Here is a 25,220-nt window from a genome sequence, read left to right as displayed (position 1 = left end):
TCACCACGACCCCTCACGGGGTCCGGCCGCGGAGCGCACGCAGCTTCACCGCGTGGGAGAGACTTTCGACCTGGATACATCCTGTTCACCACGAAAGGCATCCATGGATATTCTGTCCTCCACGCTCGCGGCCGGCGGCAACGCCGCTGCAGCGAGCGAATCTCCGATTCCCGTCTGGTTCATGATCACCTCGGGAATCATCGTCGTTGCGATCCTCGTCTTCGACCTCCTGCTGGTCGTCAAGCGACCACACACCCCGTCGATGCGGGAAGCGAGCATCTGGGTCGCGTTCTACGTCGCCCTGGCTTTGATCTTCGCCGGCGCACTCTTCGCCATCGGCGATGCCCAGCACGGCAGCGAATTCCTCACCGGCTGGCTGCTCGAGTACTCATTGAGCATCGATAACCTGTTCGTCTTCATCATCATCATGGGCAGCTTCTCGGTACCGCGGAAGTACCAGCAGGAAGTGCTCATGGTCGGTATCATCATCGCCATCATTTTCCGCGGCATCTTTATTCTCGCGGGTGCGGCGATCATCAGCGCCTTCGTCGAAGTCTTCTTCATCTTCGGCATCTTCCTCCTCATCGTCGCCTACCGTCAGGCCTTCAGCTCCGAAGACGAGGGCGACGGCGAGAACGGCCTCATCCGGTTCCTGCGGAAGCGGATCAACGTCGTCGACGAATACCACGGCAACAAGCTGCGGGTGACCCTCGACGACAACAAGAAGTACTGGACCCCGATGTTCATCGTGTTCATCGCCATCGGCTCGACCGATGTGATGTTCGCACTCGACTCGATCCCCGCGATCTTCGGCGTCACGCAGAATGCGTTCCTCGTGTTCACCGCGAACGTGTTCGCCCTCATGGGGCTGCGTCAGCTGTACTTCCTACTCGGAGGGCTCGTCGACAAGCTCGTGTACCTCCACTACGGAATCGCTGCGATCCTCGGGTTCATCGGCATCAAGCTCATCATCCACGCTCTGCACTCGAGCGATTGGGAGTTCCTGGCGTGGGGACATTCGATCCCCGAGGTGCCGACGTGGCTGTCCCTGACCGTCATCGTCCTCGCCATGGCGGTCGCCACGATCGCCTCGCTGATGAAGATGAAGAAGGACGGAATCTCCTTCAAGGATGTCAGCGCCGACCAGTCGGATGAGTCCGAAGAGGCCTGAGCCGATCGGATTCGGTCGTGCCGACACCGCCTCGGTGTCGGCACAGAACGAGTGGGGTCCGTCTCGATCTCTCGAGACGGACCCCGCTCGTGTCTGCTCCGTCCGGGCAGACCCGAACCGGAAGGAGGCCGCTCAGCCCTGGGCGAAGGGCCCGAACACGGGAGTCCACTCGCGGATGTCCGTCGACTCGATGACACCGAGCGAGGCATAGGGATCGGCGGACAGGTGCCCTTCGACCTCTGCGCGGTCGGCGGCGCGGAGGATCAGCAGACCTCCCGGCTGCGGATCGTTGTCCAGGGGACCGGAGGCGAGGATCGTTCCGGCCTCATTCATCTCCGCCTGCCATTGACGGTGCGCGGGGCGGTGCTCCATCCGCGTATCGGTATCGGGACCGTAGTGATAGGTGACGGCGAAGACCGGCATATGTGACTCCTCGGTGTCGAGCAATAGGATGGAACCAGTCTAATCGGAAAGGTCTGTGCATCAGCGTGGCCAGATTGCAGGAGATCCCAGCGGAATTCGCGGACGACGACACGATCTATGAGTCCTTCGGCGAATACTGCCAAGCGATCGGAGTGGAGCCGTATCCGGCTCAGGACGAGGCGTTCCTCACGATCCTCGCCGGCGACAATACGATCATGGCGACCCCGACCGGTTCGGGGAAGTCACTCGTCGCTCTCTTCGCGCTCTACCAGTCCTTCACCCGGGGGATCCGGTCCTACTACACGGCCCCGCTCAAGGCCCTTGTGAGCGAGAAGTTCTTCTCCCTCATCAACGCCTTCGGTGCCGAGAACGTCGGCATGATCACCGGCGACTCCACGGTCAACCCCGACGCTCCCGTCATCTGCGCCACGGCAGAGATCCTGGCCAACCAGGCTCTGCGTGAGGGCGGAATGCTCGACGCCGGAATGGTCGTCATGGACGAGTTCCACTATGTCGCCGATCCCTCCCGGGGCTGGGCCTGGCAGGTGCCCCTCCTCGAGATGCCGCAGACCCAGTTCGTTCTCATGTCCGCCACTTTGGGCGACACGACCGACATCCGGTCGACCATGACGGAGACGACCGGACGCGGATCCTCCGTGGTGACCTCCGCGACCAGGCCCGTCCCACTCGACTACGAATACTCGACGGAGACGCTCTCTGACACTCTGCGCGGACTCGTCCGCAACGACAAAGCCCCGGTCTACGTCGTCTCCTACTCCCAGAACGGAGCCATCGACCTCGCCACCAACCTGCTTTCGGTCGACCTCGCCTCCAAGGAGCAGAAAGCCGCGATCGCCGCAGCCATCAAGGGCTTCACCTTCGGCAAGGGATTCGGGCAGAGCCTGCGCAAACTGCTGTTGCACGGCGTCGGCGTCCATCACGCCGGAATGCTGCCGAAGTACCGCCGACTCATCGAACAGCTTGCGCTCAAGGGCCTGCTCCTCGTCATCTCCGGCACGGACACCCTCGGCGTGGGCATCAACGTGCCCATCCGCTCCGTGCTCCTGACCGGACTGACGAAGTTCGACGGACGGAAGATGCGCAGACTCAGCGTCCGCGAATTCCAACAGCTCGCCGGACGTGCCGGCCGCGCCGGATTCGACACCCGCGGCTACGTGATCGCCCAAGCCCCCGACCACGTCATCGACAACCTCAAGGCCGAAGCCAAGGCTGCGAACGATGACAAGAAGAAAAAGAAGAAGGTCAAGAAGAAAGCCGCCCCGGTGGGCTTCGTCGGTTGGTCCGAAGAGACCTTCACCAAACTCATCGAAGGCGAGTCCGAGACCCTGCGGCCCCGGATGAAGATCGACCATTCGACGATCCTCAACCTCGTCGCCCGCCCCGGCTCCGATGTGTCGACCATCAGCGACTTCATCGACAAGACGCATGAGACAAGGGACCGCCGGCTCGACCTCAAACTCACCGCGATCAGCATCGGACGCTCCCTCATCGATGCCGGACTCATCGAGGTCCGCGGCAGCGAACTCATCGCCACCCAGGACCTCGGACCCCAGTTCGCGCTCAACCAGCCTCTGGCTCCCTTCGTGCTCGCCGCACTGGAGCTTCTCGATGAGAACGACGACACCTACGCCCTCGACGTCGTGTCCATCGTCGAGGCGACCACCTCGGTGCCGTTCCAGATCCTGAAGGGCCAACTCGACCGGATCAAGGGAGAGACCCTGGCCGAGCTCAAGGCCGAAGGCGTCGAATACGCCGAACGCATGGCGATCCTCGACGAGATCGAAAGCCCCGCACCCCTGGCTGAGATGCTCGATCCGGCCTTCGATCATTTCGTCGAAACCCATCCCTGGCTGCACCGAGGCGGCTTCGAACCCAAATCCGTCGTCCGCGACATGATCGAGCAGGCGATGGGCTTCACCCAGTTCGTCGGCTACTACAGCCTCGCCCGGGCCGAAGGCAGCCTGTTGCGCTACCTCACCGACGTCTACCGTGCACTGCTCCACAACGTCCCCGCAGAGAACCGGACCGAGGAACTCGAGACCATCATCGAATGGCTCGGGGAGACCATCGCCCGGACGGATTCGTCGCTGCTCGACGAATGGCGGACCCTGCAGGGACTCGACCCCACCGAACACGACGATGATCTGCCGGCACTCGATCGCCGGTTCTCCGAGAACACGAAGGTCTTCACCGCAGAGATCCGCAACGCCCTGTTCCACCGCGTGCTGCTGGCCGAACGCGCGAACTACACCGAGCTCGGCCGCCTCGACGCCGAATCGGGATTCGACTCACGGGCCTGGGAAGACGCGATCGAGGACTTCTATGACGAATACGGGGAGCTCATCGTCGACCAGAAGGCCCGCGGTCGGGAATATATCGACATCACACCCGGTTCAGACACATGGAGCGTCCGACAGATCCTCGCTGATCCCGACGACAACAGGGACTGGGCCATCGACGCCGAGGTGGACGTGGCCGCCAGCGACGAATCCGGCGATATCGTGCTCCGCATCCTCTCCGTCGGAGAGATCGGCAGATGAGCCGGAAACCGCTGCGAATACAGCAATGTCAGTGCCGAGTAATACAGTGGTCAGGTGATGAAAACCAATAACGGTGAGCAAGTGACAGGCGTCTCCCATCTCGACACCCTGTGGGTCAAGGGAGCGCGAGCACACAATCTCAAGAACGTCGAGATCGCGCTGCCGCGTGACTCGATGGTCGTGTTCACCGGCTTGTCCGGTTCCGGCAAATCCTCGCTGGCCTTCGACACGATCTTCGCCGAGGGGCAGCGACGCTATGTCGAATCCCTGTCCTCCTATGCCCGGATGTTCCTCGGGCAGATGGACAAACCCGACGTCGACTTCATCGAAGGGCTGTCTCCGGCGGTGTCGATCGACCAGAAGTCGACATCGCGCAACCCGCGTTCGACTGTCGGCACGATCACCGAGGTCTATGACTTCCTCCGCCTGCTGTGGGCGCGGATCGGCATCCCGCACTGCCCCGTCTGCGGTGAGGTCATCACGAAGCAGACCCCGCAGCAGATCGTCGACCAGCTGCTCGAACTCGAGGAGCGGACGAAGTTCCTCGTCCTCGCTCCCGTCGTCCGGTACCGCAAGGGCGAATTCGTCGACCTCTTCACCGACCTGCAGTCCAAGGGCTTCTCCAGGGCCATCGTCGACGGCGAGCAGATCAGCCTGAGCGAACCGCCGACCTTGGAGAAGCAGTACAAGCACACGATCTCCGTGGTCGTCGACCGTCTCGTCGCCAAATCGGGAATGCGCCCGCGGCTGACCGACTCCGTCGAGACCGCCCTGGGGCTCGCCGACGGACGCATCGACATCGACCTCGTCGACGAAGGCACGACCCGCACATTCTCCGAGCACATGTCGTGCCCGAACGAGCATCCGCTGACGATCGACGAGATCGAACCCCGCTCGTTCTCCTTCAACTCGCCCTTCGGAGCCTGCCCCACCTGCGACGGCATCGGCACGCGTCTGCAGGTTGACGAAGATCTCGTCGTCCCCGACGAAGACCTCAGCCTCGGTTCCGGAGCCATCGCCCCCTGGTCGGGAGGCAAGCAGGTCTCGAAGTACTTCAACCGTCTGCTCAAGGGGCTCGGCGACGAGCTCGGCTTCGATATGAAGACGCCGTGGAAGAAGCTGCCGAAGTCCGCGAAGACCGCGATTCTCACGGGCAAGGACTACAAAGTCCACGTCAAGTACAAGAACCGCTTCGGTCGTGAACGCACGTACTCGACGGGCTTCGAAGGCGTCTACCAGTACATTCAGCGCAAACACGAAGAAACAGAATCCGAGTGGTCGCGGGAACGCTACGAGTCCTATATGCGTGAGATCCCGTGTGCCAGCTGTGACGGTACGCGCCTCAAACCGGAGATCCTCGCCGTCAAGGTCGGCGACAGGTCCATCGCCGAGGTCTCCGAACTCGCCCTCGACGAAGCTGCCTCCTTCCTCGGCTCCCTCGAACTGAGCTCCCGCGATGCCGCCGTGGCTGCGCAGGTGATGAAGGAGATCAACGCCCGACTCGGATTCCTCCTCGACGTCGGCCTCGACTACCTCAGCCTCAACCGGGCCGCCGGGACGCTCTCCGGCGGCGAGGCCCAGCGCATCCGTCTGGCCACGCAGATCGGCTCCGGCCTCGTCGGCGTCCTCTACGTCCTCGACGAGCCCTCCATCGGACTGCATCAGCGCGACAACCGCCGACTCATCGAAACACTCAACAAGCTCAAGGATCTCGGCAACACCCTCATCGTCGTCGAACACGACGAGGACACCATCGAATCCGCCGACTGGATCGTCGATATCGGGCCCGGCGCCGGCGAGCACGGGGGAGAGGTTGTCTACTCAGGTGCCGTCACCGGCCTCAAGGACGCCGAGGGATCGATCACCGGCGACTACCTCTCCGGCCGGCGGGCGATCCAGATCCCGCCGACGCGCCGCCCCGTCGACAAGGAGCGGATGGTCACCGTCGAGAAGGCCGTGGAGAACAACCTGCGCGACGTCACCGTGTCCTTCCCCCTCGGTGTGCTCACCGCCGTCACCGGCGTGTCCGGTTCGGGCAAATCGACGCTCGTCAACGAGATCCTCTACACACAGATGGCCAACGTCCTCAACGGCGCCTCCCGGGTGCCGGGACGGCACAAGCGCGTGACCGGCCTGGACAATCTCGACAAGGTCGTCCACGTCGACCAGTCGCCGATCGGTCGCACCCCGCGGTCGAATCCCGCGACCTACACCGGCGTCTTCGACCATGTGCGCCGACTGTTCGCCGAAACCGAATCGGCGAAGGTCCGCGGTTATCTGCCCGGTCGGTTCTCCTTCAACGTCAAGGGCGGACGCTGCGAGAACTGCAGCGGCGACGGCACGATCAAGATCGAGATGAACTTCCTGCCCGATGTCTACGTCCCCTGTGAGGTCTGCCAGGGCGCCCGGTACAACCGGGAGACCCTGGAGGTCACGTTCAAGGGCAAGAACATCGCCGAGGTCCTCGACATGCCCATCGAGGAGGCCAACGACTTCTTCGCCGCGATTCCCGCGATCTCGCGACACCTCAAGACCCTCGTCGAGGTGGGGCTCGGCTATGTCCGACTCGGCCAACCAGCCACGACGCTCTCCGGCGGTGAGGCACAGCGTGTCAAGCTCGCCGCCGAACTGCAGAAGCGCTCCCGCGGCCGCACCGTCTACGTGCTCGACGAACCGACGACCGGTCTGCACTTCGAGGACATCTCGAAGCTGCTCATGGTCCTCCAGGGACTCGTCGACAAAGGCAATACGGTCATCGTCATCGAGCACAACCTCGATGTCATCGGCAATGCCGATCACATCATCGATCTCGGACCCGAGGGCGGTCGCGGCGGCGGGCAGATCATCGCCCAGGGCACTCCCGAAGAGGTCGCCGAGGTGGCCGAATCGCACACCGGACGGTTCCTCAAGCCGATGCTCAAGTCCTGATCCGAATGCCTGATCCATCCACCTACCGTCCGGCCACCGGGTCGATCCCCACATCGGCCGGGGTCTACAAGTTCCGCGACCCCGACCGGCGGGTGATCTATGTCGGAAAGGCGAAGAACCTCCGGAACCGACTCAACTCGTACTTCGCCAACCCCGCCCAGCTGCACCCGCGCACCTCGACGATGGTCCACACCGCGAACTCGGTGGAATGGACCGTCGTCGACACCGAGGTCGAAGCTCTGCAGCTCGAATGGACGTGGATCAACGAGTTCAACCCGCGGTTCAACGTCATGTTCCGCGACGACAAGTCCTACCCCTACCTCGCGATCACGATGAATGACGAAGTGCCTCGGGCCTTCATCACTCGCGGAAAACGACGCAAGGGAGTGAAGTACTTCGGTCCCTTCGCGCAGGTGTGGGCGATCAAGGACACCCTCGACCTGTTGCTCAAGGCCTTCCCGATGCGCACCTGCACAGCTGGGGTCTACCGGCGGGCCGAACGCAGCGGCAGGCCCTGCCTGCTCGGCTATATCGACAAATGCGCAGCTCCCTGCGTCGGCCAGATCAGCAAAAACGATCACAAAGACCTGGCCCGCAGCATCTCCGACTTCATGTCCGGAAACACCGGTCGGTTCATCAGCTACCGGCAGAAGGAGATGGCCGATGCCGCGGCCGAACTCGACTACGAACGCGCGGCCGGTCTGCGCGACGAGATCTCCGCCCTGCAGAAGGTCCTCGACAAATCCGCAGTCGTCCTGTCGGTGAGCGCCGACTGCGATATCTTCGCCCTCGTCACCGAGGAGCTCGAAGCCTCCGTCCAGGTATTCCACGTGCGCCAGGGTCGTATCCGCGGCCAACGCGGCTGGATCATCGAACGCTCCGACGATCACACTCCCGCAGAACTGACCACCGATTACCTGCGACAGGCCTACTCCGGACTCGATGCCGATGCCATCCCGAAGGAGATCCTCGTCGACACCCTGCCGGCGGATCTGGAGTCCCTGGAAGCCTGGCTGAGCGAGCAGCGCGGTTCGCGCGTGACCGTGCGGGTGCCCGAACGCGGCGAGAAGAAGGCGGCCCTGGAGACCGTGGGGAAGAACGCGAAGGAAGCGCTCATCCAGCACAAACTCAAACGCTCCTCCGACCTGACGACCCGTAGCCAGGCTCTCAAGGAGATCCAGGAGCACCTCGACCTGCCGGAAGCACCGCTGCGCATCGAATGCATCGACATCTCCCATACCCAGGGATCGAACGTCGTCGCCTCACTCGTCGTGTTCGAAGACGGAATGGCGAAGAAGCGCGACTACCGACACTTCGCCATCCACGGTGAAGCCGCGGCCGACGACACGGCTTCGATGTACGACGTCGTCTCCCGTCGCTTCAGCCGCTACCTCGAACAGATGACCTCCGAAGAGCCCGACGAGCGCTTCGGCTACCGACCCAGCCTGCTCGTCGTCGACGGTGCCGGACCGCAGGTTGCCGCAGCAACGCGGGCACTGATCGACCTCGGCATCGTCGACATCTCCGTCGTCGGTCTGGCCAAACGGCTCGAAGAGATCTGGGTACCCGACGATCCGTTCCCGGTCATCCTCCCACGCAACTCCGAAGGGCTCTTCCTCATGCAGCGCCTGCGTGATGAGGCCCACCGCTTCGCCATCACCTATCACCGGTCGAAACGTGCGAAGGCGATGACGAGTTCGGTGCTCGACGACATTCCGGGCCTCGGAGAGTCGAAGCGCACCGCTCTGCTGCGCCATTTCGGATCCGTGAAGAAGGTCCGTGCTGCCACCGCCGAAGAAATCTGCGAGGTCAAGGGAATCGGTCCCTCCCTCGCCGCGAAGATCGTCACGGCTCTGGCCGACTGAGCTCTGCGATTCTGCCCTAGAGTAGTGCCGAGAGGTACAGTGCCCACCGACCTATCGGGCACGAGCAGAGGAGGACGAGTGAGCGTGCAGGCCGAATCGAACGGAGCCGACCACCCCATCGAGGTTGTGCTCGTCACCGGCATGTCCGGAGCGGGCCGCACCACCGTGGCCAATGTGCTCGAAGACATGGACTGGTACGTCGTCGACAACCTGCCGCCGCAGATGATGCGTCCGCTCGTCGAACTCGTCGCCCGTGCCGACGGCGCCCTGCCGAAGATCGCCATCGTCATCGACGCCAAAGGGCGGACCAAATACACCGAACTGCAGGAGACGATCAGCGACTTCGTCGATCAGGGTCTGTCCCTGCGCATCGTCTTCCTCGACGCCTCCGACGAAGTCCTCGTCCGACGCTTCGAATCGACCAGGCGACCCCACCCACTGCAGGGGGAGGGGACCCTGCTCGAGGGCATCGAAGCCGAACGCGTCGAACTCGAGTCGCTGAGACACCGTGCCGACATCATCGTCGACACCTCCGACCTCAACGTGCACCAGCTCTCCGCGGAGGTGCGCAAACGCTTCAGCGACGACGACACCCCGCCGCTGCGGCTGACGGTGATGAGCTTCGGCTTCAAATACGGCCTGCCCAAGGACGCCGACCACGTCGCCGACGTCCGCTTCCTGCCGAATCCGTACTGGATTCCCCACCTGCGCGGACACAACGGACTCGACTCCGATGTCGCAGCCTACGTCCTCGAGCAGAACGGCGCCGAGGAATTCATCGAACGCTATGCCGCCACTCTGTCCACGGTCGCCGAGGGCTATCTGCACGAGGGCCGCGGCTACGCGATGATCGGCATCGGCTGCACGGGCGGCAAACACCGTTCCGTGGCGATCAGCGAACGCGTCGGACGACTGCTGTCGGCCCAGACCGGGATCCCGGTGGCCGTGCGTCATCGCGATCTGGGAAGAGAATGACATGGAGACCGAAGACCTGCCCGTCATCTCCACGGGCGCACAGAAGGACGGTCCGAACATCGTCTCCTTCGGCGGCGGCCACGGACTCTACGCGGCGCTGAGGGCGTTCCGCCTGCTCACCGAAGACCTCACCGCGGTCGTCACAGTCGCCGACGACGGCGGCTCATCCGGACGACTGCGCGATGAGCTCGGCGGACTGCCTCCCGGCGATCTGCGAATGGCGCTGGCCGCACTCTGCGATGACGGCACGTGGGGCCAGACCTGGCGTGATGTCATCCAGCACCGCTTCGAATCGACAGGTGAGCTGCACGGTCACGCGGTGGGCAATCTGCTCATCGCAGCACTGTGGCAGATCCACGGCGACCATGTGGCCGGTCTGGACTGGATGGCCCGCCTGCTGCGCGCTCACGGTCGCGTGCTCCCGATGTCCTCGGTGCCGCTGACGATCGAAGCCGATGTGAAGTTCCCCGGCTCCTTCCAGGTCGTGCGCGGTCAGTCCGTGCTCGCCTCCACGATCGGCCACGTCGAGACCGTGCGCCTCGACCCGGCAGCCCCGCCGGCTCGCTACGAGACGATCGAAGCCGTGGAGGAGGCCGATGTCCTCAACCTCGGCCCCGGCTCCTGGTACACCTCGGTGATGCCGCACCTGCTCGTGCCGTCGCTGGCCGAGGCGATCGTGGCCTCGAAAGCGGTGAAATCCCTCACGCTCAACCTCAGCTCCACCGACGGCGAGACGAAGGACCTGAGCCTCGGTGAACACCTCGTCTCCCTCCACCGTCATGCCCGCTCACTGACCTTGGACTATGTCCTCGTCGACGAGGCGGCCACCGAACTCGAACCCGACCTGCCGCAGCGGGCCGAGGACATGTTCGGAGCGCAACTCTGGGAACGTCCCCTGCGCTCACGGAGGCAGGGACAGCATGACAGCCTCAAGCTGGCGGCATGCTACCGTGACATGTTGTTGGACGCCGGGATCGGCGTCGCCGAGCAGTGGTAGAACTTCAGGTGCAGGAGGACGAGCTATGGCACTGACCGCTCAGGTCAAGGACGAGTTGGCGCGAGTGAAGATCACTCGCACCTCCGCCCGCAAGGCCGAGGTGTCCTCGATCTTCCGCTTCTCCTCCGCCCTCCACCTCGTCAACGGCTCGATCGTTCTCGAAGCCGAACTCGACACCGCCCAGGCCGCCAAACGGCTGCGCGCGGAGATCAAGGATCTCTACGGTCAGCATGCCGACATCGTCGTCATCAACGCCGCCGGAATCCGCCGCTCCAACCGCTACCTGCTGCGCGTCACCCGTGACGGGGGAGCCCTGGCCCGCCAGACCGGACTCGTCGACAACCGCGGCCGTCCCGTGCGCGGACTGCCCTCGGCCATCGTCAACGGCTCCGTCGCCGATGCCGAAGCCGCCTGGCGCGGAGCCTTCCTCGCTCACGGCTCACTGACCGAGCCGGGGCGCTCCTCGGCGCTGGAAGTCACCTGCCCCGGCCCCGAGGCGGCTCTTGCCCTCGTCGGCGCAGCCCGCCGGCTCGGACTGAGCGCGAAAGCCCGCGAAGTCCGTGGAGTCGACCGCGTCGTCATCCGCGACGGAGACGATATCGCCGCGCTGCTCACCCGCATGGGCTCCCACAGCGCCGTGCTGGTCTGGGAGGAACGGCGGATGCGGCGGGAAGTCCGTGCGACCGCGAACCGCCTGGCGAACTTCGACGATGCGAACCTGCGTCGCTCGGCTCGCGCCGCCGTGGCCGCCGGCGCCCGGGTCGAACGCGCCCTGGAGATCCTCGGCGACGAAGTCCCCGAACACCTCCGCTACGCTGGTCAGCTTCGAGTGACCCATAAACAGGCGTCCCTTGAGGAGCTCGGTCAGCTCGCCGACCCGCCGATGACGAAGGATGCGGTGGCCGGCCGGATCCGCAGGCTGCTGTCCACAGCGGACAAGCATGCGGAAGAACTGGGAATTCCCGGCACCGAGGCCAGCCTGACCCCCGAAATGCTCGAGGATCGCTAAGATCGAGGCATGAGACGAATCGCCATCAACGGCTTCGGCCGAATCGGCCGTGCCCTGTTCCGTCTGTCCCTCGAACCCGATGCTGATTTCGAGATCGTGGCCATCAACGATCTCACCGATACGACGACCCTGGCTCATCTGCTCTCCCACGACTCCGTGTGGCCGCGCTTCGACCATGACGTCGACGCCGCCGACGAGGCGATCATCGTCGACGGACGAGAGATCGCGGTGACCAGCCAAGCCGACCCGTCCGTCATCGACTGGAGTTCGCACAAGGTCGAACTCGTCGTCGAATCCACCGGACGCTTCACCCGGCAGGATCAGGCCGAGGCCCACCTCGGCGGCACGGTGCAGACCGTCGTGCTCTCCGCCCCCGGAAAGGACGTCGACGCGACCCTCGTCATGGGGGTGAACGAGGATACGTTCGACCCGTCCGCGCACTCCGTCGTCTCGAATGCCTCGTGCACGACGAACTGCATGGCCACCGTCGTCAAGGCGCTCGACGATGCCCTCGGCGTCGAATCCGGGCTGCTCAACACCGTTCACGCCTACACCGGCGACCAGATGCTCGTCGACGGACCCCACCGGGATCTGCGTCGCGCCCGCGCCGGCGCCGTCAACATCGTGCCGACCACGACCGGAGCCGCACGCACCGTCGGTCGTGTCATGCCCCACCTCGAGGGCAAGCTCGACGGACTGGCCGTTCGCGTGCCGGTGCCCGCCGGATCGATCATCGACTTCACCTTCACCACCTCCAAGAGCGCCGACCGCGACGAGGTCAACGCGATCCTCGCCTCCGCCGCGGACGGATCGCCCTACCTCGACTACTCCACCGACGAACTCGTCTCCAGCGACATCGTCGGCACCACCGCCTCGGCGATCGTCGATTCCAAGCTCACGATGGTGCTGGGCGACCAGATCAAGGTCGTGGCCTGGTACGACAACGAGTGGGGATACACGAACCGACTCAAAGACATGGTCAGCTACATTCTCAGCGAAAGGGACTCATGAGGACATTCGACGATGCGGGCATCTTCGCCGGACACACGGTGCTCGTCCGCAGCGATCTCAACGTGCCGATGGACGACGGCACCATCACCGACCGCGGTCGCATCCTGGCCTCGGTCGGAACCATCAGGTCCCTCGCCGAGGCGGGAGCCAAGGTCATCGTGATGTCGCATCTGGGCCGGCCGAAGGGAGAACCGGACCCGCAGTTCTCGCTGGCCCCGATCGTCCCCGAACTCGCCGAAGCCATCGGCCGTCCGGTCGCCTTCGCCGCCGACACCGTCGGTGACGATGCGCAGACGAAGGCTGCAGCCCTGACCGACGGCGACGTGCTGCTGCTGGAGAACCTGCGCTTCAACCCCGGCGAGACGGCGAAGGACGATGCCGAGCGCCAGGAGTTCGCCACCCAGCTGGCAGCACTGGCCGATGACTTCGTCTCCGACGGATTCGGCGTCGTCCACCGCAAGCAGGCCTCGGTCTACGACATCGCAGGCCTCCTTCCGCACTATGCCGGCTCACTCGTGCGTACCGAAGTAGAAGTCAGCGACAGGCTGCTCGACAACCCCGAATCGCCATTCACCGTCGTTCTCGGCGGTTCCAAGGTCTCGGACAAACTCGGCGTCATCGACAACCTCATCGACCGTGCCGACAATCTGCTCATCGGCGGCGGAATGGTTTTCACCTTCCTTGCCGCACTCGGCCACGACATCGGCTCGAGCCTCGTCGAGAAAGACCGCATCGACGACGTCAAGGGCTACCTCGAACGCTCGCGATCCGGTGGCGCACGCATCGTCCTGCCCACGGACATCGTCATGGCCGCCTCCTTCGCCGCCGACGCAGAGCACTGGGTCCGGCCCGTCGCCGAACTCGAAGACACCCCGGCCGGAGGCAACGGACTCGGCCTCGACATCGGACCCGAATCGGCTCGTGCCTATGCCGAGATCATCGCGGACTCGACCACCGTGTTCTGGAACGGGCCGATGGGAGTCTTCGAGTTCCCCGCCTTCGCCGCCGGCACCAAAGCCGTAGCCCAAGCCCTGACCGGTGACGCCGGCGGTCAGGGGCAGAGACTGACCGTGGTCGGCGGCGGAGATTCCGCAGCCGCCGTGCGCAGCCTCGGCTTCGCCGATGACGCCTTCGGACACATCTCCACCGGCGGCGGTGCCAGCCTCGAATATCTCGAAGGCAAGACGCTGCCCGGACTCGACGCACTCGGATGAGGAAGACAGACACCATGAGCGACCGCACCCTGCTGCTGGCAGGCAACTGGAAGATGAACCACGATCATCTGGAGGCGATCTCCGCTGTCCAGAAGCTCGCCTGGGCACTCGAGGACGCCAAACTCGACGACAGCCGCTGCGAAGTCGTCGTCATTCCGCCGTTCACCGACATCCGTTCGGTGCAGACACTCGTCCAGGGCGACAAGCTGTGGTTGAAGTACGGTGCCCAGGACGTCTCCCAGCACACTCCCGGAGCGCATACCGGAGAGATCGCCGCATCGTTCCTCTCCCGGCTCGGCTGCAGCTACGTGGTCATCGGCCACAGCGAACGCCGTGCCGACAATCATGAGACCAACGAGGTCGTGGCCGCGAAGATCAAGGCCGCGCTGTCGGCTGAACTCACTCCGATCCTCTGCGTGGGGGAGTCGCTGGAGCAGCGACAGGAGAAGAGCCACGTCGAGTTCACCCTCGGACAGCTCGAGGAGTCGCTGGCCGGATTCGACGCCGCCGACCTCTCCGGCCTCGTCATCGCCTACGAACCCGTGTGGGCGATCGGCACCGGCGAGACAGCCACGGCCGCCGATGCCGCCGAGATGGCATCGGCCATCCGCGCACGCATCGGTGAGAAGTACGGCGACGCTCTTGCCCAGACCACCCGCATTCTCTACGGCGGGTCGGTCAAGGCCGACAACGTCGCCGAGATCGTCGCCTCCGCGGACGTCGACGGCGCACTGGTCGGAGGTGCGAGCCTCAGCGGCCCGGACTTCGCCGCTTTGTGCAAGGCCGCGGTCGCGAAGTAGACTGACAGACGCATCATTCGACGAAACACTCGACGAAACATAGGTTGAATCCGACGTGGAAATCCTCAACATCATTCTCATCGCGCTGCTCGTGCTCACGAGCATCTTCCTCACCCTGCTGATCCTCATGCACAAGGGCAAGGGCGGTGGCATGTCCGACATGTTCGGCGGCGGAATGTCCTCGTCGCTGGGATCCTCGGGCGTCGCCGAGCGCAACCTCAACCGGTTCACGACGCTTATGGCGATCATCTGGGCGGCCTGCATCATCCTGCTGGGCGTCCTCACCCGGTTCAACTCCTGAGTCATCGCGACCCGCTGATGCCGAGACCGTGAGACACCGTCCGCCCCGGGTGGACGAATGAGAAGGACCCCGACCGATTCGGTCGGGGTCCTTCTCATTCGTGCTCTGTCCGTCGTGCCGGCGGATCGGTGCCGTTTCCGGCAGATCAGTCGTGGCCGAAGTGGTGGCGCGGGCTGATCGACCCGATTGCCTCCCGCAGCTGTTCGAGCCCACGAGCACGATCAAGCAGGTGCAGGCGCAGCACGGGCCGGCCCTTCTCCCTCAGCACCGCCGCATCTCCGGCGGCCTGGGCACGCTGCAGCTGAGCGAAGCCGAAGTTGCGTCCCGGCACCAGCAGGTCCGTGCGCGCTTCACCGGTGATCTGGAGGAACACTCCGTTCGGATGACCGCCCTTGTGGTACTGACCGGTCGAATGCAGGTAGCGGGGGCCGAAGCCGAAGGTCGTCTGCACTCCGGCATGTGTGGACACGAGCGGACGCAGGTCCTCAGCTTCGGCATCGGCGATCCGATCGAGGTAGGCCTGGATACCGACATATCCGTACTCGTCGACCTGCGAGAACAGCTCCTCCAGGGCCCCGACGAGATCCGTGGCCTCATCGATGACCTCGAGAACGTCGATGTCTCTCTCACGGAACCGCGCCTGCCCCGTCGAACCGGAGTCCGGTCCGTCGAGCAGGTGCCTGGCCTGTGCCTTTGCTGCCTCCACATCGGGCTGGTCGAAGGGGTTGACCCCGATACTGTATCCGGCGATGGCCGTGGCGTATTCCCAGAACAGGAACAGTTCGCCCAATCCACCCGTGATCGTCGCTTCGAATCCGGACGGTGCACCCAGCTCAGAGTCATCGGCTGCCGGCCCGAGCAGGCACAGGAGGGCGTCGGCACGTGCATCGGAGAACCCGATGTCGGCGGGGGAGTCGACGACGACGGGAAGGATGCCCTGACCGTCCTTGCCGAGGGACTCGGCGATCAGCTGCTCGACCCATGCACCGAGTCCGCTGAGCTTCTCAGCGGTCTCGGCGAGGACGAGCTTCTCCGTCGTCCGGGCGTGGGCGATGCTCAGCCACGCACCGAACCGCAGCGCAGGATTGTCCAGACCGTCGGCAGACAGGTCGGAGGCGGCCGCGGCGGCCTCTGCGACGATTCCGCGCACATCGGCGCCGGCCAGACCCGCGGGGACGAGTCCGAAGGCCGAGAGCGCGCTGAAGCGTCCGCCGACCGTGGGGTCGACGAGGAAGGTCGCAAGGAAGCCCTGATCGGCGGCCAACGCCTCGAGTTCGGTTCCCGGATCGGTGATCGCGATCGTCCGGGACGCCGGATCGACGCCGATCGACTCGAAGGCCGCGACGAAGCTGCGGCGGATCGAATCCGTCTCCACCGTGGTTCCGGACTTCGACGCGATGATGAGGACCGTGTGTTCGAGGTCGGTGCCGATCGCCTCGGCGACCTGATGGGGATCCGTCGAATCGATGATCTCGAGTCGGACACCAGCCGTCTGAGCCATCACCTCGGGAGCGAGCGATGACCCGCCCATTCCGGCCAAGCTGATCGTGCGCAGACCCTGCTCCTGCAGGCGCGCCCGCAGGGATTCGATCTCATCGAGCAGATCTGCGGCATTCTGCGGCAGGTCCACCCAGCCCATCCGGTCCGCGGCATCGGCGGCCCCGTCGAACAGTTCCGCATCCTTGGCGCTCAGCCGGGAAGCCAGGCCCGCGTCGATGAGACGCGCGGCCTCTGCCTCGAACTCCTCATCGACGGGAACAGAGAGTGACAGTTTCATGAGCGGTCCAGAGCCGTACGGATCGTTTCCTGGAGTTCGGTCCAACTGACGTCGAACTTCTCCAGCCCCTGCTCTTCGAGCACGGTCATGACTTCGGCGTAGTCGATGCCCAGTCGTGCCAGAGCATCGAAGACCTCGTCGGCGGCACGGTAGTGCTCGGACGTGATCTGGCCGGTGACCTCACCGTGATCGGCGAACGCCTCCAGGGTGGGCTCGGGCATCGTGTTCACGGTGTTCGGCGCGACGAGCCCGGTCACGTACATCGTGTCGGCGTAGTCGGGGTTCTTCACTCCGGTCGAAGCCCACAGCAGACGCTGCGGACGTGCCCCGGCGAGTTCGAGGACTCGGAAGCGTTCGGAAGTGAACAGCTGCGAATGGATCTCGTGGGCGAGCACGCAGTTCGCGATGCCCGCCTTGCCCTTGAGCTCTACGGCCTTCGGGTCGTCGATGGAGTCGAGACGGGAATCGATCTCCGAGTCCACTCGGGAGACGAACACCGAGGCCACCGACCGAATCGTCGAGAGGTCATGGCCGGCGGCGCGGGCCTTCTCCAGCCCCTGGAGGAAGGCCTCGACGACGTGGCGGTAGCGGGTCAGGGAGAACACGAGCGTGACGTTGACGCTGATCCCGGCTGCGATCGTCTCGGAGATCGCGCGGAGTCCCTCCTCGGTGGCCGGGATCTTGATCATCGCATTCGGTTCGCCGACGCGGTCCCACAGGGCCTTCGCCGAGGCGACGGTCCCTTGCGCATCATGAGCCAGCGGGGGAGCGACCTCGATCGACACGCGACCGTCCTCGCCGTCCGTGGACTCGAAGACCGGACGGAACAGGCGGGCCGCCTCGGCGACATCCGCGGTGGTCAGCGCCTCGATGGCCTCATCCACATCGGCGCCGGAGGCACCGAGCTCGGCGACCGCAGCGTCGTAGTCGTCGGCAGCCGAGATCGCGTTCGCGAAGATCGTCGGATTCGTCGTCACACCCGTGACGGAGGATTCTGCGATGAGGCGGGCGAGATCCCCGGATTCGAGTCGGGTGCGGGAGAGGTCGTCGAGCCAGATCGAGACTCCGGCCGCGCTGAGCTGCTGGAGACGTTCACTCATGCTTCCGCCTTTGCTGCGTTGATGGATTCCTGGGCTGCGTCGACGACGGCCGAGGCCGTGATGCCGAACTTCTCGTACAGGGTCTGGTAGTCCGCGGATGCACCGAAGTGTTCGATGGACACGGCACGACCGGCATCGCCGAGGTACTTGTGCCAGCTCATCGCCGAGGCGGCTTCGATGCTCACCCGTGCCTTGAGCGAACGCGGCAGCACGGTGGCCCGGTAGTCCTCCGGCTGAGCGTCGAACCATTCCTGGCACGGCATGGAGATGACGCGAGCGGCTGTGCCCGATGCCTGCAGAGCCTCGACGGCCTCGAGGGCGATGGCGACCTCGGAACCGCTGGCGATGATGGCCACCTCGGGTTCGTCACCGGTATCGGTGAGCACATAGCCGCCACGTGCGGCCTCGGAGGCGGGGGCGTACTTCTCACGGTCGAGGACCGGCACGGCCTGTCGGGTCAGCACGAGTCCGCTGGGGCCGTCGGTGCGTTCGAGGATCTTCCGCCACGCGACCGCGGTCTCGTTCGCATCGGCCGGTCGGACGAGGTCGAGGCCGGGGATCGCCCGCAGCGCGGAGAGGTGCTCGATCGGCTGGTGGGTCGGTCCGTCCTCGCCGAGGCCGATCGAATCGTGGGTCCACACGAACAGGTTCGGCAGTTGCTGGAGGGCAGCCAGGCGCACTGCCGGACGCTGGTAGTCGCTGAAGACGAGGAACGTGCCGTTGTACGGGCGGGTTCCGCCGTGCAGGGCGATGCCGTTGCCGATGAGACCGGCGGAGAACTCGCGGACGCCGAAGTGGATATTGCGTCCGTACTCGTGGCCGGAGAACGCACCCGTGGACCGGTGAGCGGGCAGGAAGCTCGGCTCACCCTTGATCAGAGTGTTGTTCGAACCCGCGAGGTCGGCGGATCCGCCCCAGAGTTCGGGCATGGTCTCGGCGATCGCATTGAGAACCTGACCGGACGCCGCGCGAGTCGCGATGCCCTTCTCGCTGGCTTCGAAGACCGGGAAGGCCGCATCGAGGCCGGCGGGCAGTTCGCGCTTGGACAGACGGTCGAAGAGAGCGGCGTTGTCCGGGTTCGCGGTGCGCCATTGCGCGAAGGACTTGTCCCATTCGAGGTGGGCGGCACGACCGCGGTCCAGGGCCTGACGAGTGTGGGCGAGAACCTCGTCATCGACGGCGAAGGTCGACTCCGGGTCGAAGCCGAGGACCTCCTTGGTCGCACGGATCTCGTCCTCGCCGAGGGCCGCACCGTGGGACCCGCCGGTGTTCTGCGCGTTCGGGGCGGGCCAGGCGATGATCGTGGACAGACGGATGAACGAGGGGCGGGAATCCGCGCGAGCGGCCTCGACGGCGGCGTGGAAGGCTTCGATGTCCTCGTGGTAGTCACCGCCGGCGGTGAAGTCGACGTGCTGGACGTGCCAACCGTAGGCGGCGTACCGGGCGGCCGTGTCCTCGCCGAAGGCGATCGCGGTGTCGTCTTCGATGGAGATCTTGTTGTCGTCCCAGATCACCAGCAGGTTCGACAGCTCCTGTGTCCCGGCCAGCGATGACGCCTCACCCGACACTCCTTCTTCGAGGTCACCGTCGGAGGCGAGCACGACGATGTTGTGGTCGAACGGTGAGGCGCCGGGAGCCGCCTCGGGGTCGAAGAGTCCGCGTTCACGGCGAGCGGCCATGGCCATGCCCACGGCCGAGGCCAGTCCGGAGCCCAGGGGACCGGTGGTGATCTCGACGCCGGCGGTGTGGCCGACCTCCGGGTGACCCGGGGTCAGCGAACCCCATGTGCGCAGCGCCTTGAGATCGTCGAGCTCGAGCCCGAACCCTGCCAGGTAGAGCTGGACGTACTGGGTGAGCGAACTGTGACCGCAGGAGAGGACGAAACGATCACGGCCGACCCAAGTCGGGTCGGCCGGGTCGTGAGTGAGTCCGTGCTGATACAGGTAATGGGCGATGGGGGCCAGGCTCATTGCGGTGCCCGGGTGCCCGTTCCCTGTCTTCTGCACCGCATCCGCGGCGAGGAGGCGGGCAGTGTCGACTGCGCGATTGTCGAGTTCAGTCCAGGACAGAGTTGTCATGTCGTCGAGCGATCCTTCGTTCGTCTGAAGAGCGTGCATTCAAACTCTACCCGTCGGATGCCTGAAGCGCCGCCCCTGTTCACCTGCCGTGCCGACGGGGAGCAAGACATTTAGGCTACCGACGGGTAAAGTGTGGTCTCGCGCACAGCTGTGATTCGATATTCAACAACTGCAGCGCGCCGAAGAGACTGACCAGAGGCCGGTGCTGATAGGAGAGGTGACAGGGTGGGCAAAGGTGCTGAACCCGTGATCGATGCCGCTGTCGCAGACAGTGGAGACCAGCGATCCGTTCGGCTGGCGGGCAGACGCCCGGACCTCGCCGAGGTGGCCGAACAGACACGAGGTCTCCGTCGGCGGATCTCCCGGATCGGCACCGCGTGCCCGGTGCTCTTCGCCGTGATGACCGTCGCCGTGTCGTCGGCGATCGCCCAGCCGTTGCGCGGCAGCGTCGACATCGGGGAGCTCGGTCTGTGGACGCTGGGCACGCTCCTCCTGCTCACACCCTTCGCGGCAGCGCTGACCGTGATGCTCAACGCACGGCGCGGCGGTCTGGTGTGGACGACGGCCCTCGTCTATTCCGTCATCGCCGGAATCATCGGACTGTGCGTCGATGTGAATCTCCTCGGCACGGATCCGCAGTCGGCCTCGCTGAGCTTCATCTCAGTGCTCATCGTCCAGGTCGTCGTGCTTGCTCCGGTGTGTGCGGCGGTGGCGTTCCTCGTCCGCATCGTCAGTGACTCGACTCGCCTGCGTGCGACTGGCAAAAACTTCGACAACAGGTAGAATCTAGGGCGTGAGCAAACTTCGTCAGAACCGGGAAGAGCAGAGTGAACGACCTCTGCAGAGGGCCATCGACGAGCAGAGTCTCGCTACCCGACCGCGTTCGATCATCAGCGCCTATATCGCGCTGACCAAGCCGCGGGTCATCGAGCTCCTCCTCGTCACGACCGCGCCCGTGATGTTCCTGGCCGCTCAGGGAATGCCGAACATCTGGCTGGTCATCAACACCCTCATCGGCGGAGCCGCCGCTGCGGCCTCGGCCTCGGTCTTCAACTGCTATGTCGACCGTGACATCGACGCGAAGATGGAGCGGACGAAGGACCGTCCCCTCGTCACCGGTGAGATCAGCCCCCGTTCTGCACTGATCTTCGCCTTTGTGCTCGGCATCGGTTCGATCTTCTGGCTCGGCGGATTCACGAACTGGGTCACGGCGGGACTCACCGCCTCGGCGATCCTGCTCTACGCAGTCTTCTACACCCTTGTCCTCAAGCGCCGCACTTCACAGAACATCGTCTGGGGCGGCGCTGCAGGCTGCATGCCCGTGCTCATCGGCTGGTCGGCCGTGACCGGGGGGATCGCATGGGAGCCCGTGCTGCTCTTCCTCGTCGTCTTCTTCTGGACCCCGCCGCACTACTGGCCGCTGGCGATCAAGTACAAGGCCGACTACGACGCCGCCGACGTGCCCATGCTGCCGTCGAAGGTTCCGCCGACATCCGTCGGCCGTCAGATGATCCTCTACACCTGGGCGATGATCGCCTGCTCACTCGCGCTCATTCCCGTCGCTCCGATGGGCCCGGTCTACACGATCGTGGCCGTGGGCGCCGGAGTCTGGTTCCTGTGGTCCTGCTACTCGCTGGTCTCCCGTGCCAAGCAGGGCAAGGACGGCACCTCGCTCAAGGCGATGAAGGTCTTCCACGGTTCGATCACGTACCTGTCGCTGCTCTTCCTGGCAGTGGCCATCGACCCGTTCGTGCCCACCCTGATCCCCGGGATCTGGTGACTCGCCGAAGAACCCGCTGATCCATTCGGCCCAGTTTGGGCTGGATAGCACACGTTTGAAACAGTGCTATCCAACTCAAACTGTGCCGTTGTGCGTCTGTGCCCTGCGCTTCGGGCCGGAACTCAGATCCTCAGCCGGCGTTGACGAGGTCGTCGATGACGATCTTCTTCATCTGCATGAGCGCCTGAGTCTGTGCCGGACCGGTCATCAGCTCGCCGAGGTTCGCCGGAACGATCTGCCAGCTGACTCCGAACCGGTCTTTGAGCCAGCCGCACTGTTCGTGCTCGGGGGAGGCCGAGAGGTGTGACCAGTAACGGTCGATCTCGGCCTGGTCCGCGCATTCGACGGTCAGCGAGATCGCCTCGTTGAATGTGAACACCGGTCCGCCGTCGAGGCAGATGAACTCTGTGCCGTCGAGGACGAACCGGCCGGTCAGGACCTTCCCGCTCATCCCCTTGAAGTGTTCGTCGAGGGATTCGTCGGGATAGCGTTCGATGGACAGGACGCGCGAATTGGGGAAGACAGAGCAGTAGAACTCCATGGCCTCCTCGGCGCAGTCAGGAAACCACAGACATGGAACGATCGGTATTGACATCGGTGCTCCTCGGGTACGCGCTGTCGAGGACGGCAACGCTTGCCGCAATCGTAGCCGAGAGGCCGATCATGTGTAAGGCCACGAGCAGTTCGGGAACACCGAGGAAGTACTGGACGTAGCCGATGATTCCCTGGGCGACCTCGACGACGAGGAGCACGGTCAGCGGGGCGACCATCGCCGTCTGCGCCTTCTTCCAGGCGACGACGAGCGCGGAGATCGTGGCGATGACGAGCAGCCACACCGGCGCGGCATGCAGACGGGTGACCCAGATGTTGTCGAGGTTGTTGCGGGTCGAGATCGTCGAGCCCGAATGGGGCCCGGCCCCCGTGGTCAGCACGCCGAAGACGACGATGATCGCGGTGAGGCCGAGGATGATCCAGCCCAAGGTCGGCAGCGGAGCCGGGGCCTTGGTCCCCAGCCGCACTCCCGTGTCATAGGTGCGGCGGACGAAGTAGGCGGCGACCCCGACCGCGACGGCTGAGGGCACGAAGTGTCCGGCGACGACCCAGGGGTTGAGCTTCGTCCACACGGTGATTCCGCCGACGACGGCCTGGACGGGCACGATGGCCAGCAGCCCGATGTTGAGCCAGAAGAGATCCGGGCGCTGTTTCCGGCTCTTCCACAGCAGAAGGGCAATGCACACGCCGAGGATCGCCAGCGCCACAGCCAGCAGGCGGTTGCCGAACTCGATGGCGCCGTGGATGCCCATCTCGCTGGTGGCCACGAGCGAATCCGGGGTGCACTTCGGCCAGTCCGAACAGCCGAGCCCCGAGCCGGTGAGCCGGACGATTCCGCCGGTCAGGATGATTCCTGCCTGGGCGATGAGCATGGCCCAAGCGGCGATGCGGATCTTCTTCGTGACCACTTCACTCCTCATTCGAAACGGAACCACCTGCGTGCCGCAAGCGTTCCCACAAGCCCCCATATCAGGAGCACGATGATTGCCTTGATGTCTGTGCCGCCGTGTCCGATGGCGGATCGCATGGCGTCGCCGAGCGCACCGGAGGGCAGGTAGCCCACAACCGTTCCCCATTCTCCCGGATGCGCGATGACGAGGCCACCGACGCCTGCCATGAGCACCCAGAGGAGGTTCGTCACCGCCAGAGTCGCCTCGGCGCGCACCGTGCCGGCCATGAGCAGACCGAGCGAGAGCAGCGCTGCGGTGCCGAACAGTGTGGCCAGGATGAGTCCGAGGACGTCGACGGTGCCCCGGAAGCCGAGAATCGCCGCCGCGGCGAAGACGAGCGCGTACTGGAGGGCAACGACGCCGATGACGGCGCCGAGTTTGCCGAGGATGAGTCCGTTCGTCCCCAGCGGAGTCGTCGCCAGCTGCCGCAGCACTCCGTAGCGGCGATCGAAGGCGGTTGCGATCGCCTGCCCGGTGAAGGCGCTGGAGGCCAGGCTCAGGCTCAGCGCCCCGGGGACGGCGATCGACAGCGAATCGGCACCGGTATCGATGACCCCGAGTCCGGTGAGCAGGGGAGTCTTGGCGAGGAAGACGAGCAGACCCAGCGGGAAGATGATCGAGAGCAGCAGCTGTTCGCCGTTGCGCAGAACGGACAGGGTCTCGAACTTCGCCTGCGAGACGATGCGGGTCGATGTCATCGCAACGGCCTCCCTGTCAGTTCGAAGAATACATCGGACAGGGACTGCCTCTGCATGCCGATGTCCGTGATCTGCAGGCCCGCCTCGGCGACGGCAGTGCACGCAGCCGCGATCTGGCTCGCAGTCGGTGCTCCGTCGAGGGAGATCAGTGAGCCCTGCGCCGAGGCGGGACCGAGCTCGGTGAGTCGATCGACGAGAGCGGCGGGGACGGCGGAGTCGAGGCGTATCGTCAGCGACCGTGACCCGGCGGAGGCGCTGCGCAGCTCCTCGGGTGCTCCCTGCGCGATGATCCGTCCGCGATCGATGACGACGACCTCGTCGGAGAGCTCCTCGGCCTCGGCGAGGTCGTGGGTGGTGAGGACGACGGCGACTCCGCGGTCGGCGAGATCGCGGATGAAGCTGTGCACGACTTCGCGAGCCTGCGGATCGAGACCGGCGCAGGGCTCGTCGAGGAAGACGAGGCGCGGCCGTCCGATGAGGGCCGCTGCCAACGCCACTCGCTGCTTCTGTCCTCCGGAGAGCCTGCGCATCGTGCGTCCGGCGAAGTCGTGGAGGCCGAGGGGATCGGCGAGTTCGTCGACCGGTACGGGATTCTCATAGAGGGTGGAGAGGTGCCGCAGCACCTGCAGGGGCTTCGAGCTCATCGGCAGGCCGCCGTCCTGGAGCATGACCCCGGCCAGCTGCGACGTCGTCGCGTGTTCGGTGACGGGGTCGTGTCCGAAGATCTCCACCGTGCCCGAGTCGGGACGGCGGGTGCCCACGGCCAGAGAGATGGTCGTGGATTTTCCAGCGCCGTTGGGTCCGAGCACGCCGAGGACGGATCCGGACTCGGCCGTGAGGTCGATTCCGTCGACGACACGGTGGGTGCCGTAGGAGTACTGGAGACCGCGAATGGTCAGGGCCGGAGATGACACCAGGCTATTCTACGACGCGTCGAAACCGGTGTCGAAACCGCAGGTGTCCGCGCGCGATGCGGGCGGGGGTTAGGCTCACCTAGTTTTACGAAACAAATTACGCAACAATATTGTTG

21 protein-coding genes are annotated in these 25,220 nt (G+C 64.9%); 13 read left to right on the top strand and 8 right to left on the bottom strand.

The window, feature by feature from the left end; genetic code table 11:
- The first annotated feature begins 103 nt into the window (after nt 1-103).
- Nucleotides 104-1,171 (top strand): TerC/Alx family metal homeostasis membrane protein, encoded by a 1,068-nt coding sequence (locus SB749_RS17295; RefSeq protein WP_410711393.1) that lies wholly within the window; start codon nt 104-106, stop codon nt 1,169-1,171.
- Nucleotides 1,172-1,303: 132 nt separating this feature from the next.
- Here the strand turns inward: SB749_RS17295 and SB749_RS17290 are convergent, their stop codons facing one another.
- A complete protein-coding gene (locus tag SB749_RS17290) occupies nt 1,304-1,594 on the bottom strand; it encodes a YciI family protein (RefSeq protein ID WP_410711392.1) in 291 nt (96 codons plus the stop codon).
- 65 nt (nt 1,595-1,659) lie between these two features.
- Between SB749_RS17290 and SB749_RS17285 the strand changes: the two genes are divergently transcribed.
- The 10 genes from SB749_RS17285 (at nt 1,660) to secG (ending at nt 15,255) form a co-directional block, all read left to right on the top strand.
- The gene (locus SB749_RS17285) at nt 1,660-4,155 is read left to right on the top strand and encodes a DEAD/DEAH box helicase (RefSeq protein WP_410711391.1); all 2,496 of its coding nucleotides are present in this window, start codon (nt 1,660-1,662) and stop codon (nt 4,153-4,155) included.
- Between the two features lie 57 nt (nt 4,156-4,212).
- Nucleotides 4,213-7,083 (top strand): excinuclease ABC subunit UvrA, encoded by a 2,871-nt coding sequence (gene uvrA / locus SB749_RS17280; RefSeq protein WP_410711607.1) that lies wholly within the window; start codon nt 4,213-4,215, stop codon nt 7,081-7,083.
- A gap of 5 nt (nt 7,084-7,088) precedes the next feature.
- On the top strand, nt 7,089-8,948 hold the full coding sequence (uvrC, locus tag SB749_RS17275; protein ID WP_410711390.1) for an excinuclease ABC subunit UvrC: 1,860 nt from the start codon (nt 7,089-7,091) through the stop codon (nt 8,946-8,948).
- A gap of 84 nt (nt 8,949-9,032) precedes the next feature.
- Nucleotides 9,033-9,923: an RNase adapter RapZ gene (rapZ, locus tag SB749_RS17270; RefSeq protein ID WP_410711606.1), complete on the top strand. Its 891-nt coding sequence runs from the start codon at nt 9,033-9,035 to the stop codon at nt 9,921-9,923.
- Nucleotide 9,924: 1 nt separating this feature from the next.
- Nucleotides 9,925-10,920, top strand: coding sequence for a gluconeogenesis factor YvcK family protein (locus tag SB749_RS17265; RefSeq protein ID WP_410711389.1), 996 nt, complete (start codon nt 9,925-9,927; stop codon nt 10,918-10,920).
- Between the two features lie 25 nt (nt 10,921-10,945).
- Nucleotides 10,946-11,929, top strand: coding sequence for a DNA-binding protein WhiA (gene whiA / locus SB749_RS17260; protein WP_039207494.1), 984 nt, complete (start codon nt 10,946-10,948; stop codon nt 11,927-11,929).
- A gap of 9 nt (nt 11,930-11,938) precedes the next feature.
- The gene (gene gap, locus SB749_RS17255; protein WP_410711388.1) at nt 11,939-12,940 is read left to right on the top strand and encodes a type I glyceraldehyde-3-phosphate dehydrogenase; all 1,002 of its coding nucleotides are present in this window, start codon (nt 11,939-11,941) and stop codon (nt 12,938-12,940) included.
- The gene (locus SB749_RS17250) at nt 12,937-14,154 is read left to right on the top strand and encodes a phosphoglycerate kinase (RefSeq protein WP_410711387.1); all 1,218 of its coding nucleotides are present in this window, start codon (nt 12,937-12,939) and stop codon (nt 14,152-14,154) included. The genes gap and SB749_RS17250 overlap by 4 nt, the downstream gene beginning before the upstream one ends.
- A gap of 14 nt (nt 14,155-14,168) precedes the next feature.
- Complete coding sequence (tpiA, locus tag SB749_RS17245; RefSeq protein ID WP_410711386.1) at nt 14,169-14,954, top strand: triose-phosphate isomerase; 786 nt, start codon at nt 14,169-14,171, stop codon at nt 14,952-14,954.
- 55 nt (nt 14,955-15,009) lie between these two features.
- On the top strand, nt 15,010-15,255 hold the full coding sequence (gene secG / locus SB749_RS17240; RefSeq protein ID WP_101544300.1) for a preprotein translocase subunit SecG: 246 nt from the start codon (nt 15,010-15,012) through the stop codon (nt 15,253-15,255).
- Nucleotides 15,256-15,400: 145 nt separating this feature from the next.
- Here secG and SB749_RS17235 read toward each other — a convergent pair whose 3' ends face one another.
- Genes SB749_RS17235 through tkt form a run of 3 tightly spaced genes read right to left on the bottom strand, consistent with a single transcriptional unit; the run spans nt 15,401 to nt 20,210 of the window.
- Nucleotides 15,401-17,032: a glucose-6-phosphate isomerase gene (locus SB749_RS17235; protein WP_410711385.1), complete on the bottom strand. Its 1,632-nt coding sequence runs from the start codon at nt 17,030-17,032 to the stop codon at nt 15,401-15,403.
- Nucleotides 17,029-18,132: a transaldolase gene (gene tal / locus SB749_RS17230; RefSeq protein ID WP_410711384.1), complete on the bottom strand. Its 1,104-nt coding sequence runs from the start codon at nt 18,130-18,132 to the stop codon at nt 17,029-17,031. The genes SB749_RS17235 and tal overlap by 4 nt, the downstream gene beginning before the upstream one ends.
- Nucleotides 18,129-20,210, bottom strand: coding sequence for a transketolase (tkt, locus tag SB749_RS17225; RefSeq protein ID WP_410711605.1), 2,082 nt, complete (start codon nt 20,208-20,210; stop codon nt 18,129-18,131). The genes tal and tkt overlap by 4 nt, the downstream gene beginning before the upstream one ends.
- Before the next feature lie 246 nt (nt 20,211-20,456).
- Here tkt and SB749_RS17220 point away from each other — a divergent pair, with 246 nt between their 5' ends.
- Entirely contained in the window at nt 20,457-20,993 is a 537-nt protein-coding gene (locus SB749_RS17220) for a hypothetical protein (protein ID WP_410711383.1), read from the top strand.
- Nucleotides 20,994-21,003: 10 nt separating this feature from the next.
- Nucleotides 21,004-21,990 carry a heme o synthase gene (locus SB749_RS17215; RefSeq protein WP_410711382.1) on the top strand — a complete coding sequence of 329 codons (987 nt, stop codon included), beginning with the start codon at nt 21,004-21,006 and terminating at the stop codon, nt 21,988-21,990.
- Nucleotides 21,991-22,120: 130 nt separating this feature from the next.
- Here the strand turns inward: SB749_RS17215 and SB749_RS17210 are convergent, their stop codons facing one another.
- From SB749_RS17210 to SB749_RS17195, 4 genes are read right to left on the bottom strand one after another with little or no spacing between them, the layout of a single operon-like run.
- Nucleotides 22,121-22,531, bottom strand: a complete 411-nt coding sequence (locus SB749_RS17210) for a VOC family protein (RefSeq protein ID WP_410711381.1) — start codon at nt 22,529-22,531, stop codon at nt 22,121-22,123.
- Nucleotides 22,532-22,547: 16 nt separating this feature from the next.
- Nucleotides 22,548-23,450 carry a COX15/CtaA family protein gene (locus SB749_RS17205; RefSeq protein ID WP_410711380.1) on the bottom strand — a complete coding sequence of 301 codons (903 nt, stop codon included), beginning with the start codon at nt 23,448-23,450 and terminating at the stop codon, nt 22,548-22,550.
- Nucleotides 23,451-23,458: 8 nt separating this feature from the next.
- Complete coding sequence (locus tag SB749_RS17200) at nt 23,459-24,190, bottom strand: ABC transporter permease (protein WP_410711379.1); 732 nt, start codon at nt 24,188-24,190, stop codon at nt 23,459-23,461.
- On the bottom strand, nt 24,187-25,104 hold the full coding sequence (locus SB749_RS17195) for an ABC transporter ATP-binding protein (protein ID WP_410711378.1): 918 nt from the start codon (nt 25,102-25,104) through the stop codon (nt 24,187-24,189). The genes SB749_RS17200 and SB749_RS17195 overlap by 4 nt, the downstream gene beginning before the upstream one ends.
- Nucleotides 25,105-25,220 lie beyond the last annotated feature (116 nt).

The sequence above is a fragment of the Brevibacterium sp. SIMBA_078 genome, assembly GCF_046534565.1.
GTDB lineage: Bacteria > Actinomycetota > Actinomycetes > Actinomycetales > Brevibacteriaceae > Brevibacterium.
The sequence above is the reverse complement of the archived record's forward strand: the minus strand, read 5'-3'. Positions and strand labels throughout refer to the sequence as shown.